General features: G+C 39.9%; 19 protein-coding genes and 1 riboswitch. Of the genes, 14 read left to right on the top strand and 5 right to left on the bottom strand.

Annotated features, from left to right (window positions below; all coding sequences use genetic code 11):
- Positions 1-176: 176 nt before the first annotated feature.
- A complete protein-coding gene (gene panP, locus N523_RS0117355) occupies positions 177-1,802 on the top strand; it encodes a pyridoxal-dependent aspartate 1-decarboxylase PanP (protein WP_028835508.1) in 1,626 nt (541 codons plus the stop codon).
- A 58-nt stretch (positions 1,803-1,860) separates the two neighbouring features.
- Here panP and argE read toward each other — a convergent pair whose 3' ends face one another.
- A complete protein-coding gene (gene argE, locus N523_RS0117350; RefSeq protein ID WP_028835507.1) occupies positions 1,861-3,006 on the bottom strand; it encodes an acetylornithine deacetylase in 1,146 nt (381 codons plus the stop codon).
- 221 nt (positions 3,007-3,227) lie between these two features.
- Between argE and argC the strand changes: the two genes are divergently transcribed.
- The 9 genes from argC to N523_RS0117305 all read left to right on the top strand — a co-directional run bounded on the left by argC (position 3,228) and on the right by N523_RS0117305 (position 11,091).
- Positions 3,228-4,241, top strand: coding sequence for an N-acetyl-gamma-glutamyl-phosphate reductase (gene argC, locus N523_RS0117345; protein ID WP_028835506.1), 1,014 nt, complete (start codon positions 3,228-3,230; stop codon positions 4,239-4,241).
- A complete protein-coding gene (gene argB / locus N523_RS0117340; protein WP_016900251.1) occupies positions 4,238-5,005 on the top strand; it encodes an acetylglutamate kinase in 768 nt (255 codons plus the stop codon). Before argC ends, argB begins: the two co-directional genes overlap by 4 nt.
- Before the next feature lie 7 nt (positions 5,006-5,012).
- A complete protein-coding gene (locus tag N523_RS0117335; protein WP_016900252.1) occupies positions 5,013-5,945 on the top strand; it encodes an ornithine carbamoyltransferase in 933 nt (310 codons plus the stop codon).
- On the top strand, positions 5,942-7,144 hold the full coding sequence (locus N523_RS0117330) for an argininosuccinate synthase (RefSeq protein ID WP_028835505.1): 1,203 nt from the start codon (positions 5,942-5,944) through the stop codon (positions 7,142-7,144). The genes N523_RS0117335 and N523_RS0117330 overlap by 4 nt, the downstream gene beginning before the upstream one ends.
- A 52-nt stretch (positions 7,145-7,196) precedes the next feature.
- Entirely contained in the window at positions 7,197-9,062 is a 1,866-nt protein-coding gene (argH, locus tag N523_RS0117325; protein ID WP_028835504.1) for an argininosuccinate lyase, read from the top strand.
- A gap of 254 nt (positions 9,063-9,316) precedes the next feature.
- Entirely contained in the window at positions 9,317-9,511 is a 195-nt protein-coding gene (locus N523_RS0117320; RefSeq protein WP_013464307.1) for a hypothetical protein, read from the top strand.
- Positions 9,512-9,577: 66 nt separating this feature from the next.
- Complete coding sequence (locus N523_RS19160; RefSeq protein WP_331280069.1) at positions 9,578-10,060, top strand: hypothetical protein; 483 nt, start codon at positions 9,578-9,580, stop codon at positions 10,058-10,060.
- On the top strand, positions 10,061-10,570 hold the full coding sequence (locus tag N523_RS0117310) for a hypothetical protein (protein ID WP_028835503.1): 510 nt from the start codon (positions 10,061-10,063) through the stop codon (positions 10,568-10,570). It abuts the gene before it with no gap.
- Positions 10,570-11,091, top strand: a complete 522-nt coding sequence (locus N523_RS0117305; RefSeq protein WP_028835502.1) for a hypothetical protein — start codon at positions 10,570-10,572, stop codon at positions 11,089-11,091. The genes N523_RS0117310 and N523_RS0117305 overlap by 1 nt, the downstream gene beginning before the upstream one ends.
- A gap of 20 nt (positions 11,092-11,111) precedes the next feature.
- Here N523_RS0117305 and coaD read toward each other — a convergent pair whose 3' ends face one another.
- Positions 11,112-11,603 carry a pantetheine-phosphate adenylyltransferase gene (gene coaD / locus N523_RS0117300; RefSeq protein WP_024601870.1) on the bottom strand — a complete coding sequence of 164 codons (492 nt, stop codon included), beginning with the start codon at positions 11,601-11,603 and terminating at the stop codon, positions 11,112-11,114.
- Positions 11,604-11,781: 178 nt separating this feature from the next.
- Between coaD and N523_RS0117295 the strand changes: the two genes are divergently transcribed.
- Positions 11,782-12,435 carry a TetR/AcrR family transcriptional regulator gene (locus N523_RS0117295; RefSeq protein ID WP_013464311.1) on the top strand — a complete coding sequence of 218 codons (654 nt, stop codon included), beginning with the start codon at positions 11,782-11,784 and terminating at the stop codon, positions 12,433-12,435.
- Between the two features lie 100 nt (positions 12,436-12,535).
- On the top strand, positions 12,536-13,993 hold the full coding sequence (gene thiI / locus N523_RS0117290; protein ID WP_016900261.1) for a tRNA uracil 4-sulfurtransferase ThiI: 1,458 nt from the start codon (positions 12,536-12,538) through the stop codon (positions 13,991-13,993).
- Between the two features lie 291 nt (positions 13,994-14,284).
- On the opposite strand, the gene N523_RS0117285 is transcribed toward thiI, so the two are convergent.
- Positions 14,285-15,187, bottom strand: coding sequence for a ketopantoate reductase family protein (locus tag N523_RS0117285; RefSeq protein ID WP_028835501.1), 903 nt, complete (start codon positions 15,185-15,187; stop codon positions 14,285-14,287).
- Positions 15,180-15,530 (bottom strand): VanZ family protein, encoded by a 351-nt coding sequence (locus N523_RS0117280; RefSeq protein ID WP_008466003.1) that lies wholly within the window; start codon positions 15,528-15,530, stop codon positions 15,180-15,182. Before N523_RS0117280 ends, N523_RS0117285 begins: the two co-directional genes overlap by 8 nt.
- A gap of 151 nt (positions 15,531-15,681) precedes the next feature.
- On the opposite strand from N523_RS0117280, the gene N523_RS0117275 reads away from it, so the two are divergent.
- Positions 15,682-16,164, top strand: a complete 483-nt coding sequence (locus tag N523_RS0117275; RefSeq protein ID WP_013464315.1) for a YajQ family cyclic di-GMP-binding protein — start codon at positions 15,682-15,684, stop codon at positions 16,162-16,164.
- A 267-nt stretch (positions 16,165-16,431) separates the two neighbouring features.
- A riboswitch (cobalamin riboswitch) is annotated at positions 16,432-16,597 on the top strand.
- A 37-nt stretch (positions 16,598-16,634) separates the two neighbouring features.
- A complete protein-coding gene (locus N523_RS0117265; protein ID WP_028835500.1) occupies positions 16,635-18,485 on the top strand; it encodes a TonB-dependent receptor domain-containing protein in 1,851 nt (616 codons plus the stop codon).
- Positions 18,486-18,545: 60 nt separating this feature from the next.
- Here N523_RS0117265 and msrA read toward each other — a convergent pair whose 3' ends face one another.
- Positions 18,546-19,082, bottom strand: coding sequence for a peptide-methionine (S)-S-oxide reductase MsrA (msrA, locus tag N523_RS0117260; protein ID WP_028835499.1), 537 nt, complete (start codon positions 19,080-19,082; stop codon positions 18,546-18,548).
- Between the last annotated feature and the right edge of the window lie 31 nt (positions 19,083-19,113).

Genomic DNA, 19,113 nt, shown 5'->3' with positions numbered 1-19,113 from the left:
GAAAATAGTGAAATGTTATCTATTTAGTATTGTCTTTTATGGCTTAAAACGAGACATTTTTGTCATATTGCAGTAAAGTTAGCGCAATTTTTTAGAAATGCCGTTGCTTAAAAAACACCTTATATTAGCGTGTTTTACAAACTAACAGGTGTTTTAGTCACACACTAGGTATGAAGATGGATCAAAAGCGTTGTGCCGTCGCCTCTAAAGAAAGCCTTAAACGGATATTCACCGTTCCAGAGGCGCCAGACTCAACTTTGAGCAAAATAGAGCTTGAAATTTCGAGTAATTTAGCAGGTTTCTTAAACGAAAATATCGCGGCAATTGAAAAACCATTACATGAAATAGAAAAAGATTTTCAATCGGCGGCAATCCCTGAAGAACCGACGTTTGTGTCTTGCTATGCTCAAGATATTATGGAGCAGCTGGTTGCTCATTCTGTTCATACCGCAGCGCCAAGCTTTATTGGCCATATGACATCGGCTCTGCCTCATTTTTTACTACCGTTATCGAAATTAATGGTTGGGTTAAATCAAAACCTAGTAAAAATTGAAACCTCGAAAGCGTTTACCCCATTAGAACGTCAAGTTTTAGGGATGATGCATCATTTAGCTTATAGCCAAAGTGATGGTTTTTATTCTAAATGGATGCACAGTGCAAAAACTTCGTTAGGGGCATTTTGCTCTGGCGGCACCGTGGCAAATATTACTGCACTTTGGATAGCTCGAAATCGCTTATTAAAAGCGGATGGCAATTTTAAAGGCATTGCTGCACAAGGTTTAGTTGCAGGAATGCTTCACTATGGTTACAAAGGGCTGGCAGTTTTAATTTCTGAACGAGGTCATTATTCGCTTGGTAAATCGGTTGATTTATTAGGTATTGGTCGTGAAAATTTAATTGGTATTAAAACTTCTGCCGATAATAAAGTCGATGTTAGTGCAATGCGAGAAAAAGCGTTAGAGCTTGAAGCACAAGGCATTAAAGTGATGGCAATTATTGGAGTCGCAGGAACCACTGAAACCGGTAATATTGACCCACTTGAAGATATGGCTAATTTAGCACAAGAGATTAATTGTCATTTTCATGTTGATGCAGCGTGGGGCGGAGCAACTTTACTGTCTAATACCCATAGGCATTTATTAAAAGGTATTGAGCATGCAGATTCAATCACCATTGATGCGCATAAGCAAATGTATGTGCCGATGGGGGCCGGTTTAGTCTTATTTAAAGACCCTGCTGCAACTGATGCCATCGAGCATCATGCTGAATATATTTTACGTAAAGGCTCTAAAGATTTAGGCAGCCATACGCTGGAAGGTAGCCGCCCTGGGATGGCGATGTTAGTGCATGCTTGCTTACGTGTTATTGGTCGTAAAGGCTATGAAATGCTTATCGATCGCAGTATTAAAAAAGCGCGTTATTTTGCTGATTTAATAAAAGCCGATGAAGACTTTGAGTTAATATCAGAGCCAGAACTTTGCTTACTGACCTATCGCTATGTACCAAAACAAATTAAACACGCGATAGCCCAAGCTGATGCACAAACCCGTTTAGACATTTTTGCCGCGCTTAATCGTTTTACTGCCAGCATGCAAAAACGCCAACGTGAATCGGGTCGCTCATTTGTATCGCGTACGCGTTTAACGCCAGTTCAATATGATAACCAACCAACCGTGGTATTTAGAGTGGTACTTGCGAACCCGCTTACCTCAGGTGCTATATTAAAAGAGATATTAGAAGAGCAGAAAGAACTGGCACAAACTGATCCGGTGTTTAAAAAGTATCTACGAAAATATATGTAACTACAATTACAAATGCAATGACAAAAAAGGCGCGATTAAGCGTCTTTTTTGTTACTGATTAAAAGCAACTCGCCTTTATAAGGTTGCTGATAATTTGTTGCGAAGGTTTTATTTTTTCCATTGCTAAAAACTCATCGGGCTGATGCGCTTGGTTAATAGAGCCTGGTCCCATTACGATGGTTTCACAGCCGAGTTGCTGTATAAATGGCGCTTCGGTACAGTAGTTAACAGCCACTGCTTTTTGCCCTGCTATATTTTCGGCTAATTTGACTAACGCGCTATCTGTGCTTCCCGTAAATGCTGGAATTGGCTCATGCAAATCAATTACGCTCACAGAGTTAGGGTATTGCTGGTTTATATCGTAGGTTGCATCAAGTACCAGTGCTTGAAGCTCTTGCACGCTTAAACCTGGAAGAGGGCGCATATCAATGTGCATTTCACAGCAGCCACAAATTCGGTTGGCATTGTCACCCCCATGAATATTGCCTAAGTTGAGTGTTGGATAAGGAATTTCAAAGTGGTTTATTGAATATTTATTCTTAAGTTGTTCTTTTAAGATCAGTAATTTTGTAATCACTTTATGCATTACTTCGATGGCATTAAGACCCCGTTCGGGATCAGAGCTATGTCCTGAGCGACCAACGACTCTGATTGCTGTAGTCATATGGCCTTTATGGGTAAATACTGGTGTCATATCAGTGGGTTCACCAATAATACAGCGATTTGGCTTTAAATTTGGGTGATTACAAATTTGCTGTGCGCCAGCCATAGTGGTTTCTTCATCGGCGGTCGCTAATATTAAAATAGGTTGAGTTTGTTGCTTTTCATCAAGCTCACTAATAGCTTGCAGTACAAAAGCAAAAAAGCCTTTCATATCAATACTGCCTAAACCATATAATTTGTTATCAAGTTCAGTTAATTTAAATGGGTTTTGATTCCAGCGGCTATCATCAAATGGCACCGTATCGGTGTGCCCCGCAAGCATTAACCCGCCATCGCCTTGTCCGCGTTTTGCTAATAAGTTGTAGCGGCCTTTACCACCTTCTAACTCTATTATTTCACAGGTAAAACCTAAGCTTTCACACCACTGAGCGAGTAGTTCAATCACGCTTTTATTGCTCATACACAAATGCTCTTCAATAGCGCTAATAGAAGGGGCAGCAATCAATTGCTGATACATCGAGATAAATGACGGCAGAGACATAAAAAAATCCAAAATAAGTATTCAATTTAATTGCATAACAATATAAAAGTATTTATGATGAATATCAATTCACTTTTTAAGCATAAATATATTAAAGTTACGCCATGAAAATAATACGACGATAGTTATCACTCATTAATTTAATCAGTTTAGCTAGGTTGCAACCTAGTGTAAGTAAATAACATGGAATGTAGTCACTAATTTTAGATAAAGAGTAAATAATGAACGTAGTAATTATAGGTGCCAGCGGTTATAGCGGCGCAGAATTGGCTAGCTTAGTTGCCAAACATCCAGCATTAACATTATCAGCATGTTATGTATCAGCGCTAAGCTTAGATAAACATAAACTGCTCAGTGAATTATACCCTGAGCACTCAGGGTTACTTGACTTACCTTTGCAACCACTTAATGAGAGTGCATTGAGTGATATAGCGCATTCAGCAGACTATGTGTGTTTATGCACTGACCATAAAGTAAGTGTTGATTTAGCCCCTCAGTTTTTAGCGATGGGCAAAAAGGTATTTGACTTGTCGGGTGGTTACCGTCTTGAAAGTAATGAAGATTACGTCACTTATTATGGTTTTGAACACCAGCATCCAGAACTTCTTAATGAAGCTGCATATGGCCTTGCAGAGTGGAATAGTGAGGCCATTGCAAAGGCGCAGTTAGTTGCTGTAGCTGGCTGCTACCCAACTGCCGCATTAAATGCATTAAAACCTCTTCAGCAAGCTGGGTTACTTAGTGATGAGCGGATTATTATTAATGCTGTATCGGGAGTAACTGGGGCTGGTCGTAAAGCAAGTATTGGCACGCATTTTTGCGAAGTATCGCTAGCTGCTTATGGTTTGTTTAACCATCGTCATGGGCCTGAGATACAGCAGTATCTTGGCCATAACGTGTTATTTACTCCTCATTTAGGTAATTTCCCGCGCGGTATTTTAGAAACCATTTATGTACAGCTAAAACCGGGTGTGACCAGTGAGCAAGTAACTAAAGCGTATCAAGTATTAGCGGATGAGCCGTTAATTCGATTGCTTGGTGGCAAAATTCCCTCCATTAAAGGGGTAGCAAAACAACCCTATGTTGATATTGCATGGCAGCAGCAAGACTCACAATTAATAGTAATGGCAGCGATTGACAATTTACTAAAAGGGGCGGCTGGTCAGGCTCTGCAATGTATTAATTTGTCAATGGGTTTGCCTCACACTACAGGTTTAGTAGGAGCGTTTAAATGAGCAGTAAAACGTGGGTTATTAAACTCGGTGGCGCAGTACTCAATACTGAAAATGCCGCTAAAGCGCTTTTTGAGGTTCTTAATGAACAACATGATGCACAATTTGTCATTGTTCATGGCGGTGGCTCATTAGTTGACCATTGGCTAGCAGAAGCCGGTTTTGCCAGTGCTAAACACCAAGGTTTGCGTATCAGCCCTAAAGAACAGATGCCTTATATTGTAGGAGCATTAGCGGGAGCAGCAAACAAACAATTAATGGCGCAAGCAATGACTGCTGGGCACAAACCCGTTGGCTTGAGTTTATATGAAGCTGGAATAACAGCATCACAAAAATTAAAAGCGCTAGGGCAAGTAGGTCAATGCCATAGTAATGATGATTCTATTATTAATGAATTACTCAGTGGCGGGCGTTTACCTATAGTCAGCTCCATCGGTTTTGATGAGCAAGGGCTTTGGTACAACGTCAATGCTGACGAAGCAGCAGCAGCGATTGCGAGTAATTTAAACGCCGAACTTATTTTTATGACAGATGTAGAAGCGGTGCTTGATGCGAATAAGCATCCACTACATCAACTTGACACAAAACACATTGATACTTTAATTGCAGAGGGAGTAATTGTGGGCGGGATGGAGGTCAAAGTTAAGACCAGTCTTCACGCTGCCCAACATTTACGACGCGGTGTGTACATTTCCAGCTGGCAAAAGCCAGAGAATTTAACGGCTTTGCTGCAAGGCGAGCACGTCGGAACTAAAGTGACACCATAGGTTGAATATGTTTAAAGATTTTATAACGGGTCTAGAATTAGACCAACAAGGCGCCCTTAATTTATTAAAATTAGCGCAAGATATTAAAGAAAGCCCTGCAAAGTACAGCCAAGTGTTAGCTGGTAAGTCAGTGGTTACTCTGTTCGAAAAGCAAAGTTTACGTACGCGTTTATCGTTTGATATTGGTATAAACCGTTTAGGCGGTCATGCGGTTTACCTAGATCAACAAAACGGCGCGATGGGAGCTCGTGAATCAATAAAAGATTTTGCCTTGAATATTTCAACTTGGGCTGATGGTATCGTTGCTCGGGTTAATCAGCACAGTACGTTAACTACCTTAGGTGAGTATTCGTCTGTTCCAGTGGTTAATAGTTTGTGTGATTTATATCACCCATGCCAAGCCTTAGCTGATTTTTTAACGCTTCAAGAAGTGCACGGTGATGTTAGTCAGCTAAAGCTAGCTTATTTAGGTGAAGGCAATAACGTAACGCATTCACTGATGCTACTTGCAGCAACTTTAGGTACTGATTTTGTTGCTGTAACGCCAAAAGGCAGTTCGCCCGATTCGCAAATTCTTAAAAAAGCGGAGCAAATTGCCGCAATGAATGGGGCTTCTGTGATGGTAAGTGACAGAGTTGAGGCTGCGGTAGGTGCTAACGCAGTTTACGCTGATACCTGGGTTTCTATGGGAGACACCACACCGCTTGAGCAAGTGAAAGAAAAATACATGCCTTATCAATTAAATCAGGCATTACTTAAAAAAACCGGGGCAACCACGGTATTACATTGCCAACCGGCACACCGTGAGTTTGAAATTACCTCTGAGGTAATGGATGGCCCCGCATCAAAAATTATTCAACAAGCAGAAAATCGTATGCATGCGCAAAATGCTCTGCTTGTTACATTATTAAATCCAAATTTTGTTAAGGAACACCTATGAGTTCAATTAAAAAAGTCGTTTTAGCCTATTCAGGTGGTCTTGATACATCGGCTATCGTGCCATGGTTAAAAGAAAACTACGGCTGTGAAGTTATTGCCTTTGTGGCCGATGTTGGCCAAGGCGCAGAAGAACTTGAAGGCGTAGAAGCAAAAGCCATTGCATCGGGGGCATCTGAATGTTACGTGGTTGATTTGAAAGATGAAATGGTAAGTGATTACATTTACCCAACACTTAAAACAGGCTCTATATACGAAGGAACCTACTTGCTAGGTACTTCTATGGCACGTCCGATCATCGCTAAAGCCCAAGTTGAAATTGCCCGTAAAGTGGGTGCAGATGCACTTTCTCATGGCTGTACGGGTAAAGGTAACGACCAAGTACGTTTTGAGTCATGTTTTGCAGCACTGGCTCCTGATTTAAAAGTGATTGCGCCATGGCGTGAGTGGGATTTATCAAGTCGTGAATCATTGCTTGATTACCTAGCCGAGCGTGATATTCCGTGTTCTGCATCAGCAACTAAAATTTACAGTCGTGATGCTAACGCATGGCATATCTCCCACGAAGGCGGCGAGCTTGAAGACCCTTGGTGTGAGCCAAGTGAGCAAGTATGGACATGGACTAATTCACCAGAGCAAGCGCCCGATAAAGCTGAGCATGTCACTTTATCAGTTGTAGAAGGTGAAGTGGTTGCTGTAAACGGCGAACAATTAAAGCCTTACGACTGTTTAGTTAAACTAAACGACATGGCAGCTCCGCATGGTATTGGTCGTGTTGATATTGTAGAAAACCGTTTAGTGGGCATGAAATCACGCGGTTGTTACGAAACACCAGGCGGTACAGTGATCATGGCTGCGCTTCAAGCAATTGATGAGCTCGTTCTTGATAAGTCAAGCCGTAAATGGAAAGAGGTACTCGGTGGTGAATTTTCGCATTTAGTCTACGACGGTCGTTGGTTTACGCCGCTTAAAGATTCTATTTTAGCCGGTGCAGAAGCGCTTTCTACGTTAGCGACAGGTGAAGTGGTACTTAAACTTTACAAAGGGCAAGTAACAGCGGTCCAGAAAAAATCACCTAACAGTTTATACAGCGAAGATTTTGCTACTTTCGGTGAAGACGATGTTTATGACCAATCGCACGCAGAAGGCTTTATTCGTTTATTCTCACTATCAAGCAGAATTTCAGCATTAGCTAAAAAGTAATTTTTTAAGCCCCTTGGAATTAAGGGACTATTATCGGGTTTGGAGAGATTTCATGGCATTATGGGGCGGGCGTTTTTCTACGGGTCCAGATGAAGCGTTTAAACAATTTAACGATTCACTTCCCTTCGATTATCAATTAGCAGAGCAAGATATTATTGGCTCTGTTGCATGGGCTGGCGCACTTGAACAAGTGAACGTGTTATCTAATGACGAACACCAAAAGCTGGTATCGGCATTATATGAATTACTTGAAGAGGTAAAAGCAGATCCACACGCTGTTGCCACCTCAGGTGCTGAGGATATTCACTCGCATGTTGAAGCTGCGCTAATTGAAAAAGTGGGTGATTTAGCTAAAAAATTACACACAGGCCGAAGCCGTAACGACCAAGTTGCTACCGACTTTAGATTATGGTGTCGCGATACTGCCGATCATATCTTAAAAGCGATTGCACAACTAAAAGCTGAATTTATTAGCTTGGCTGAACGTGAGCTTGGCACAATATTGCCAGGGTATACGCACTTACAGCGTGCACAGCCGGTGTTATTTAGTCACTGGTGTATGGCTTATGTAGAAATGTTAGAGCGTGATGAAAGCCGGTTGCAAGATGCCCAAGCACGAATGAACTATTGTCCACTCGGCAGTGGCGCTCTTGCGGGAACTGCCTATCCGATTGACCGTCATGCACTTGCACAAGGGTTAGGGTTTACAGGCGCGACTAAAAACAGCCTTGATGGTGTATCTGATCGTGACTTTGTGGTTGAGCTATTAAGCTGTGCGTCTATCTCTATGATCCACTTATCGCGCATGTCTGAAGACTTGATTTTTTATAACTCAGGAGAAGCTGGGTTTATCGAACTGGCTGATAATGTTACATCGGGCTCATCTTTGATGCCGCAGAAAAAGAACCCAGATGCATTAGAGCTAATTCGTGGTAAAACAGGGCGGGTATTTGGTGCGTTTAGTGCAATGATGATGACTCTAAAAGCACTGCCGCTTGCCTACAATAAAGACATGCAAGAAGATAAAGAAGGCATTTTTGACGCTATGCCAACGTGGCTTGCTTGTATTCATATGGCGCAAGCGTGTATTAAGGGGGTAACAGTTAAGGCAGACAAAACCTTAGCAGCGGCAAAAGGTGGCCACGCGAATGCAACCGAGCTTGCTGATTATTTGGTAGCCAAAGGTGTACCGTTTAGAGAAGGGCATCATATTGTTGGGGTGTTGGTGCAATTAGCCATTAGTGAAGGTAAAACGTTAGAGGAGCTTTCACTTGAGCAGTATAAATCAGTAAACCCAGTGTTTGAAGATGATGTGTATCCGGTACTTGAAATTGATGCCTGTATTAAAGCACGTCAAGCACTTGGCGGAACCTCATTAGAACAAGTAAGTAAAGCGGTGAAAGGCGCGAAAAAAAAACAGCAAATAACAGTTCGTGATGCAAACCTAGATGACGTGGAAGCAATCGCTAAACTCGTACAACACTGGGCAACAGTCGGCGAAAACTTACCGCGCGCTAAAAGTGACATGGTGCACTCAATTAATGAGTTTGCTGTAACCGAGATAAACGGTCAGGTATCAGGTTGTGCTTCATTATACATTTACGACACTGGATTAGCTGAAATACGCTCATTAGGTATTGACCCTAAAAGCGCAGTAACAGGCCAAGGGCGAGAGCTAGTAGAACATTTATTAGTAAAAGCCAAAAAATTGGCACTCAATCGTGTCATCGTTCTGACTCGTGTACCTGACTTTTTCGAAAATCAGCGGTTTAGTTTCTGTAATAAAGAGAGCCTACCTGAAAAAGTCATGAAAGATTGTGAGTTATGTTTACGTAAAGAAAACTGTGATGAAGTCGCAATGGAATATATGTTAAAGCCAAGTAATAGCATGGAGATCCCTTGTAAAAACGTGGCTTGAGCAATCCCTAGGATAAAAAACGCACGGTGACCCCGATGCGTTTTTTTTTTGGGTAAAATAAAATAATTTTTAAATTAACATACTATGAACTTAAAGTTGGCATATCGGTTGCATTTATTATTTGTGTAACCTGTTGTTGAGTCAATTAACTAACATAGACAATACGTTACAGCAGTTATTTAGTAACTACTTCAGGTGGTGTGATTTAAATTTACGCCAATAATAAAAATTTAATACTCAAAAGGATTAATCACATGCAAATTTCAGCTAATAGCCAAGTGCAAATGCAAGCATACAATAAAACGCAACAATTAAAGCCTGCTATGGAACAAACTGCTAGCCCTAAAACCCTACAATCTGATACAGTTAGTATATCTCAAGAGGCAATGAGTGCTGCTGGTGCAGAACTTCGTCGTGGCGGCGGTATTGTACCTATCAAACCTAAATAATTAATTAAGGTTTTAAATGTTTTTAACTGAGTTTTTTGGTTTTTTCTCGCTTTCAGCGTTTACAATGTGGGGCTTTTTAATGGCATTTTTTTTAATGTCTTTGTCTATACTTTAAACGTAAAAAGAAATACAACTTTATTACTCAGTTCATTTATTATGATGGTTTCTTATACTCTTTCAGACTATTTTTTTACTTGGCTATCAATTAAAACTGCGGTTTTATTAGATTGGGCTATCTATGATATTTTTACCATTCTTTGCTTGCTAATAGCTATGGCTATGTTAAGAAAAACGACACCCTCTTTTTTGTATTTAATTGTGGGTCTTGCAATAAATTCACTTTTCTTTTCCCTCATGTACTTAGATTTGAATGTATATCAAAATAAAGAACCTTGGCTTTTTTGGGATATCTACACGTTCAGTGTAAACATTATTGATCTGATTATGATTGTCGCTTTAATAGTAGACCGTGATTTCCTTGGCTTACACACCCTTAAAAGTAAACTCATTTCATTATTCAAAACGACTGAGCTTAACAAAATCCAATAAATGTATTATGTAGACTTATTTTTAGCTGATTATATTGATGCATTTATACAGTGGGGCTTTTTAATGGCCATGTTGTACACTTTGGTATCGAGTATAAATACGCTAAATAAATCTTTGGTCTATTTAGCCACAATCATGTTCTTTTCTTACCTTATTGGTGACTTCCTTTTAGTTTTCAAAAACGTTTACCTTAACTGGATTTTTTTTGATTTCGCTACAGTTTGTATTATTTTTATAATAACAAAAGCTTCAAGCTTTGAAAGCGATGTGGCTAAAAACTATATTGTTAGTGGCTTATTGATTAATGCTTGTTTAACGTATGCTATTTACATAGATCTTTATATAAACTGGAACTCAGATCCTTGGTGGTTGTGGAGCCTGTACTCTATGGGGGTTAATGTTGTTGATTTACTAATGATTATTGCTATTTTTATCAATAAAGACTTTTTAGGGCTAATGAAACTTAAAGGTCGTTTATTTAGATCATGCGCTGAGTTTAAAAGCCCATAATGACAGATTTATTATGGCTACTTGTTAAAGTTGGCGAGAATTTAGGTAATTTTATATTGTGGTTATTTTTAATCGCTTTTCTATTTAACCTTTCTTCGAGCATTAATAAACAAGATAAAAGCTTACTGCATATTTCATTAATAATGATGATTTCTTATTTTCTAAGTGCATTTTTAAGCCTCGAAACTTCTACTTATAAAGATTATTTCATATTTGATCTCACAACTATTTTGATACTTTTTTTATGGCGAAAAATAACGTTGCAAAACACGCCAATTGCTTTTTATTACTTAATGCTGGGGTTGGGTGTTAATACCTGTTTATTTTTAGGAATGCATTATGATGTTCAAGTTAAAGCAAACAGTGACTATTGGTGGTTTTGGGCTGCATATGGGTTTGGCGTTATTCTATTTGATCTTATAATGGCATTGGCACTATTTATCAATAAAGATTTTTTGGGCTTAGTGAGGCTTAAGAACATTCTATTTCCAGCAAGAGCGAAACTACCTAGCGCAATGTAATAATACGCTAGGTGTTGTGTTTAGTGCTTGGTTTTACCCAGCCTTGACTGCAGGGCTTTCATAACTATGGTGTCAACAAACTCACTCACATCCCCGTTATGGCGTGCTACTTCTTTTACTAGCGTTGATGATATAAAGGTATTACGCTCGGCAGGCGTTAAAAATACGCTTTCTAAATCAGGGTTTAAACGGCGGTTCATATTCGCGAGCTGAAACTCGTAATCAAAATCAGAAACCGCTCTTATGCCTCTGATCAGTACATTAGCATTATGGTCACGGGCTAAATCGGCGAGTAGCCCTGAAAAGCCAATGACTTTTACATTATCTAAATGGCTTAAAATCTCATTTGCTAAATCAACGCGTTCTTCTAAAGTAAAACACGGTTTTTTACTTGGGTTATGAGCAATAGCCACAATAACGGTATCGAACATTTTAGCCGCACGCTGAATTAAATCAGTGTGGCCGTTGGTAAGAGGGTCAAATGTGCCTGGGTAGATTGCGGTCACTTTCATAATATTTACTGTGTTATTATTTTTAGCCGTAGTGTAGCAGTGTTTAGTGTGCAAAGCAGCCTTGTGAGTAAATTGTATATAACTGCAGCTGCGCAGTGTTACAAATGCAATGATTTGTTTATACTAGGCGGATTATTTTAATGCAGCATCGTATTTTCGAAAATTGAGTAATGAGTATATGAATACCAAGGATAAAATAATTCAAACCAGTATTTCATTGTTTAATGAACATGGTGAAAGAGCAATATCTACTAATCATATCGCATCGAGTTTAGGTATGAGTCCGGGTAATCTGTACTACCACTTTAAAAATAAAGAAGACATTATTCGCCATATATTTGCACTTTATCGTGACCATTTAAGTACTCATTTTAAGCCGGTTGATCAAGGCGACGATGCTTTTGAACACCTAGGTCCTTATTTAGATTCGCTATTTGAATTGATGTGGCGCTATCATTTTTTTTACGACAACCTTGGCGATATTCTCGCTCGCGATAGTCATTTAAAACAGGGTTACATTGATTTTCAACAGGAGTTACTTGAGCAGGTGCGTAACATCATTTTGGCCTTACGCGACAGCGAAATTATTGCTATTGATGAACAAGATGCTATCGAACTTGCTCATACGTTAAAATTAACGGTCAGCTTTTGGACACCCTATATGAAAGCAAGGAGGCTTAGTGGTGTGCTGGTTGAGCAAGATATTTACCCTGGTATTGTAAAAGTACTGACTTTATTTAAAGCCTACAGCACCGAAAAAAGCGCAAATAAAATTAATCAGTTAAGAGACAAGTACGCACTTTTAGCAAATGCTGCTCCCCAGAATCCTTAAGCCCGTTAAGTTGGTTAGTTCCTAGGCGCTAAATTTTTTGCTATAATCCGCCGCGCCCAATACCTGGGTGCGCGAATTCCCGCAGTCTAAGAGTTAAACTATGCTTAAATTTATCGTCAAACTTCACCCTGAAATAGCCATTAAAAGCCGTTCAGTCCGTAAACGCTTTACTAAAGTGTTAGAAAATAACATTAAAATTGTATTGCGTCGTGTTGACGAAAAAGTACAGGTACGTAATAACTGGGATAACATTTCAGTTGTAACAAAACTTGACGATGCTCAAACTCGCCTTGATTTTATCGACAGCTTACAACGTATACCTGGCATCGTGCAGTTTATTGAAGTGACTGAAACAGACTTTAAAACGATTGATGACATTTATCAAAAAACTATTGAGCTAGTTGGTCACACTATTATTGGTAAAACCTTTTGTGTCCGTGCTAAGCGCATAGGTCAACATGATTTTACTTCAACTGAGCTAGAGCGTTACGTTGGTGGCGGGCTTAATCAACATGTTGAAGGGGCTCGAGTAAAGCTAAGTCGCCCAGAAGTAACGATTCGTTTAGAAATTAAAGACGAAAAAGCCTACATAGTAACGCAAACGCATTTAGGAATGGCGGGCTTTCCACTGCCAACACAAGACGATGTATTATCGCTTATGTCTGGTGGGTTTGATTCTGGCGTTGCCAGTTATCAAATGATCCGTAAAGGTGCTCGCACGCACTTTTTATTCTTTAATTTAGGTGGCGCTGCTCATGAAATTGGGGTTAAACAAGCGAGTTACTATCTATGGAAACAATACAGCTCTACTCACAAAGTTAAGTTTATTACTGTTGATTTTGAGCCAGTGGTTGCTGAAATCTTAGAAAACGTTGAGAACAGCCAAATGGGCGTTGTCCTTAAACGTATGATGATGCGAGCGGGTAGTGCCGTCGCTGAAAAACTAAATATTCAAGCATTGGTTACGGGTGAAAGTATAGGTCAGGTGTCTAGTCAAACCTTAGCTAACTTAAGTGTGATTGACCGCGTAACCGAAACGCTCATTTTACGCCCACTTATCCAACATGATAAGCAAGAAATCATCAATATAGCGCGCCAAATAGGCACTGCAGAAATGGCAGAGACGATGCCTGAATACTGCGGTGTGATCTCTAAAAAGCCGACAGTTAAAGCCAAAATTGAAGTGATTAAAGCAGAAGAAGAAAAGTTTGACTTTGATGTATTAGATACCGTTATTGATAACGCCCGTGTTATGGATGTGCGCGATATTGATGTTGAGGCTAAGCAAGAGCTTAAAGAGGCAGAATCAGTTACAGAGTTACCAGAGGGAGCGGTTGTTGTTGATATTCGCTCGCCTGAAGAAGAAGATGCGGCGCCGCTGGAAATTGAAGGTATTGAAGTTATCCACTTACCGTTTTTCCGCTTAGCAACAAAGTTTGGCGATTTACCTAAAGGTAAAGATTATTACTTATATTGCCAAAAAGGAGTAATGAGCCAATTACAAGCGCTTATTCTTCACGAAGAAGGCTTTACCACTGTTAGAGTATATCGTCCTTGATGGCATAAGATATTGGGTCTGTTGACCTTTGCGGATTATAATTTGTTCAAACTAGGGGCGGTTTAATCGCGGCGCGAGGTTTGTAACCTAGTGGGCTAAGTAAAAATCGAGCAACAAAGAGTAAATCGCCCCGAGGCAGAACCCTTCGGGCAGCGCCTGTTTGGCATTGATGCTGCGTTATCGCCTATTTATGGGGAATAACCACACCACATAGGCTCTGCCTTACCTAAATACCAAACAGACTGCTGCAAATTTAACCTTGAAAGGTCAACAGACCCTAAATGCGCGGATTTATTCCGCGCTTTTTTTTGCCAAAATTTTAGCAAGTAAGGCGTCATTATAAGGTGTTGCAATATGGTGCAGTTTTCCTTGCTCACTTATATAGCCACAAATCGCCATGATCTCTGTTTGTCTATTGTGCATTACATCTTGATGCATCGAAGAGTAATTTTCGGCAGTTAAACTCATTACTTTGTAAGCCCGCTCTAGGGCATCTATAAGCTTAATATTGAGTTTTAGCGCGGTTGCAATGTGGCACGCCTCAGCTAATAAATTAATAATTGCACTACTGTATTGCGGTGCACGTAACTGACCATTTTTTATATTGTGGTGAGCGGTTAATGGATTTATTGCAATATTAACCAGTAGCTTTTCAAACCGTAGTTGTTCAATATTGTTACTGACAATTAACTGCGGAATAGTGTGTAATTGCGCACTAAGCTGTTGAATATTTTGAATAGCTAGTTGATTACAGCCCCCTAATACACTTTGCCCGTTTCCGGTATGTTGCACAATATTAGGGTTTGACTTAAATCCAGCCATGCTGGTGGTTAAAAAGTACAATGACTGCTGCTTTGTTAGCTGTTCATTTAATTGTTCAACATTACCCATGCCATTATGACTCAGTATAATATGGGTATTATTGCCTAGATAAGGTTTTACTTGAGCATAGGCTTGTTGCACTGCAAACGCTTTTACCGTGAATAAAACAATATCAAATTCAGGAGTTTGAGATAACTGCTCTTGTGAGATAAAAGTGGCGTTAATTTTTTCAGACGCAGCGTTACTGTGGCTGTAAAAGCGAGTATTAACTGTGCCTTTTCGAGTAAGTATATATATAGCGTGATGCTTGGCTAAAAAATGGCTAAATAACAAGCCAATAGCGCCATCACCTACAACAAGTATGTTAGCCATAATGCTTCTTTTTACGCAGTGTTAACAGGGCTTTAGCTAAAAAGTAGCTCGCTGCACCAATAAAATCGGCAACAAAATCGGCCAGTGATGCTTGTCTGTAAGGAAGGCTATCTTGCATAATTTCTATTGCTGCACCGTAACCAGCGAGTAATAGTATTTGTGCATATAATGGGAGTTTAAACGCTTTATCCATAATAATGGCAAGTAAAAAGAAGATACCAAAATGCGCTACTTTATCAACATGCGGAAATAAGTTTGCCGCGCCCTTTACCTCTTTAGCAAATAAGAAGGTAAACGCAACAATACTAATTAAAAAAATTGCTTGGTAAACACGCCTTGTCACGAAAATTCCTAAAATCGTATAAAAAAGAAGCCTCAGTATATCAAACTAATTTAGTATCGCACCTGAACAAAATGCAGAAAAATGTAAAGATTTATCATTTTAACGTTATAATTGCGGCATAAAATTAAGATTAGATAGTTAGGAGAACGCTATGCCTTCATTTGATATTGTATCTGAAGTAGAAATGAACGAAGCAAAAAATGCGGTTGATAACGCCAACCGTGAACTAGAAACGCGATTTGATTTTAGAGGCGTTGATGCATCAATAGAGCTAAACGATAAAACAATTAAATTAAAAGCTGAAGCAGATGCTCAGGTAATGCAGTTATTTGATATTTTAGCGAGTAAAATCTCTAAACGTGGGATGGATGTTGCAAGCTTAGAGCTACAAGATATTTCTCGTGCGGGCAAAAATGTTTTTCGTAACGTTGCACTTAAACAGGGTATCGAAAAAGACATGGCTAAAAAAGTAGTAAAAGCCATCAAAGACTCTAAAGTAAAAGTACAAGCGGCCATTCAAGGTGAAGAAGTTCGCGTAACAGGTAAAAAGCGTGATGACTTACAAGCGGCTATGCAAGTTGTACGCACTGCTGATTTAGGTCAACCATTTCAGTTTAAAAACTTCCGCGATTAATTTATTGCCTCGAGCTCGGCACTATAGGCGCTGAGCTCAAAGCAACATGTATTTAGCCAAACACGTTATATTGTTTGGCTTTTTTATTTTTAAATCTATGATGAACCCCGAACCCCGAACCCCGAACCCCGAACCCCGAACCCCGAACCCCGAACCCCGAACCCCGAACCCCGTATCCAGAACCTTGAATCTTTGGATTTTTAGATGTTTAGACGTCCGTTGACTTTTTTTAGTAAACAGATAACAATAGCAGCCTATTTTCAAGGTGCTTGCTAAACACTTCAATGGTGTGATTTTTTTAGTAGGATAATCGGGAAGTTGGTGCGTTTTCATTGATGAAGTCAATCCCAACACTGCCCCCGCAACGGTAAAGTTATGCTGTATTAAATTATGGTAACTGAGTCCGGAGACCGGCCTTGATTTAATCTTACTTACTAACATCTTTGCGGTGGGCAAAGATAGGGGACATGATGTTAAATAAAACCGCACTGGGTGTGGCCATTTCGGCTGTACTCTCTATTTCTGTATCTGCTGCAGAACAATCAATCGAAACAATAACAGTAACTGCTAATAAATTTGAACAACCTATAAATGATGTATTAGCAAGTGTGGCAGTTATCGACCGCGCTGATAGTGAAAAAGCGAATTATCGAGACTTACCTGCAATATTAAATACCATAGCTGGGATAGATATTGTCCGTAATGGTGGGTTAGGTCAAAAGGCAGATATATTTGTTCGCGGGGCCAGCGCTAAATATACCTTAGTACTGGTTGATGGTGTAAGAGTGAGCGATGCAAGCTCAGGTAGTGTATCGCTGACGAATATTCCAGTTAACAGTATCGAGCGTGTTGAAGTTATAAAAGGTGCCAGAGCGGCTATTTATGGCTCAGACGCTGTAGCCGGAGTAATTAATATTATCACCCGTAAAGCCTCAAATAACTCGCTTTCGGCTACTTTAGGCAGCCATAGCTACAGTAATTATCAGCTTGCTGGTGGGCTTGTAAAAGAGGCGCTTAGCTTTAATTATAATTTAGGCTACGAAGAGACGGATGGTTTTGATGTTACTGGCAAAGATCCAGCGGCTGAGTACACAAAAGATCATGATGATGATGGCTACAAAAATAAAAACATTGGCTTTAATTTAGCTTATGAGCTTGCTGAACTAGGCCAGTTGAGCCTGCAATCTCAGTATAGTGAAGGCGAAGCACAATATGATAATGCATGGGGTAACGATGCCTACGACTTTGAAAATTACACCGCTAAGCTAGGCTGGAACAAAGCCTCTGATGTATATAGCCAAAGTACTTCGGTGAGCGTTTCGCAAGAAGAAAATACCCAAACAGGTACCGATGTGCAGCAAGTGTATAGCACAGAGCGTGTTGAGTTTGAATATCGAGGGCGTTATACCCTTACTCAAGAACTTGATATATCGGGTGGCTTTAATTATTTATCTGAGGATTTATCAAACTCGTCAGCAACGTCATCAGAAGAAAAACGCGATAATAAGGCGTTGTTTATAGGCGCGTTTTATAGCCATAACAAATGGTTAGCAAATGCGGTTGTTAGAACCGATGATTATGACTTCCATGGCCGTGCAAACACTTACAGTACAGGACTTGGTTACAAAGCAAATAACTATGTAACACTACGTTTAAATCACGGTACTGCATTTAGAGCTCCTTCGTTAATTAATGCGTTTGTGACTAACAGCCCGTACTATTTACCAAACAATAATATTAAACCTGAAGAAGCCTTAAATAATGAGCTTGGTATAACTTTAGAAACCCAATGGGGCCGTTATGATATTGCTATTTTCGATAACCGTATCAATAATTTGATTAGTAATAATTATGATGCAGACTCAGGTAAATATATTGCCACTAACATAGATAAAGTATCTATGCAGGGATTTGAGCTGTCGGCAGAGTTTTCAGCGCTAGGCTTTGAACACTCGGTTAACTTTAGCTTTTTAGACGCTACAGATGAAAAAACGAATACCGATTTACCACGTAGACCTTCTGAATCGTTTAATTATCAACTCGCTAAAACATGGGGTGATTTTGATGCCAGCTTGGATATGCAATATCGCTCATCGCGTCCTTCGATTGCGTATTATGACTCGGAGCTCGCTGCTTATACGGTATTTAATATAGCAGCCAATTACCAGTTGCTAGATAATTTGTCGTTAGCTGCTCGAATAGAGAATATTACTGATAAAGAATATTTTACTGCTGCGACGGGCTTTGCTGCCAGTGGTAAGCTATTAGGTTATAACAGCGCAGGAAGAACTTTCTTTGTAGGGGCAAATTATCAGTTTTAATCGCTAATATAGTGTTTATTAATATACAAAAGCCCGATTTAAATCGGGCTTTTTAATATATTACCCGTTTAAAAACTCGCTAAATTCGGTTTCAAACTTATGTAATTTGGGTGCAATTAAAATACTGCAATAGCCCTGCTCAGGATTTTCATTGTAATAGTCCTGATGGTAGTGCTCTGCGGGGTAAAAAGTGGTTGCTGGGCTCACCTCAGTCACTATAGGTTCGCTAACATGACTTTGCAGCTCTGCAATAACTGCCTGTGTTTGTACTTGTTGTTGCTCATTATGATAATACACAACGCTGCGGTATTGAGTGCCTATATCGTTACCTTGGCGATTTAGTTGTGTGGCATCGTGTAGGGTAAAAAACATCGCGAGTAAGGTTTCAAAGCTGATAACACTGGCATCAAATTCAACCTTAATTACCTCTGCATGGCCACTGTTGCCAGTGCAAATAGTTTTGTATGTTGGGTTATCAGTATGTCCACCAGTATAACCAGAGCAAACACTGAGTACACCTTTTACACGCCTAAATGCTGCATCAATACACCAAAAACAGCCGCCGCCGAGTGTTGCTACTTGTGTGGTCGAACTCATAAGTACTTCCTCAATTGTTAGGGATATGTGC

The organism is Pseudoalteromonas sp. 23_GOM-1509m, assembly GCF_000518425.1.
GTDB classification, from domain to species: domain Bacteria; phylum Pseudomonadota; class Gammaproteobacteria; order Enterobacterales; family Alteromonadaceae; genus Pseudoalteromonas; species Pseudoalteromonas tetraodonis.
The sequence above is the reverse complement of the archived record's forward strand: the minus strand, read 5'-3'. Positions and strand labels throughout refer to the sequence as shown.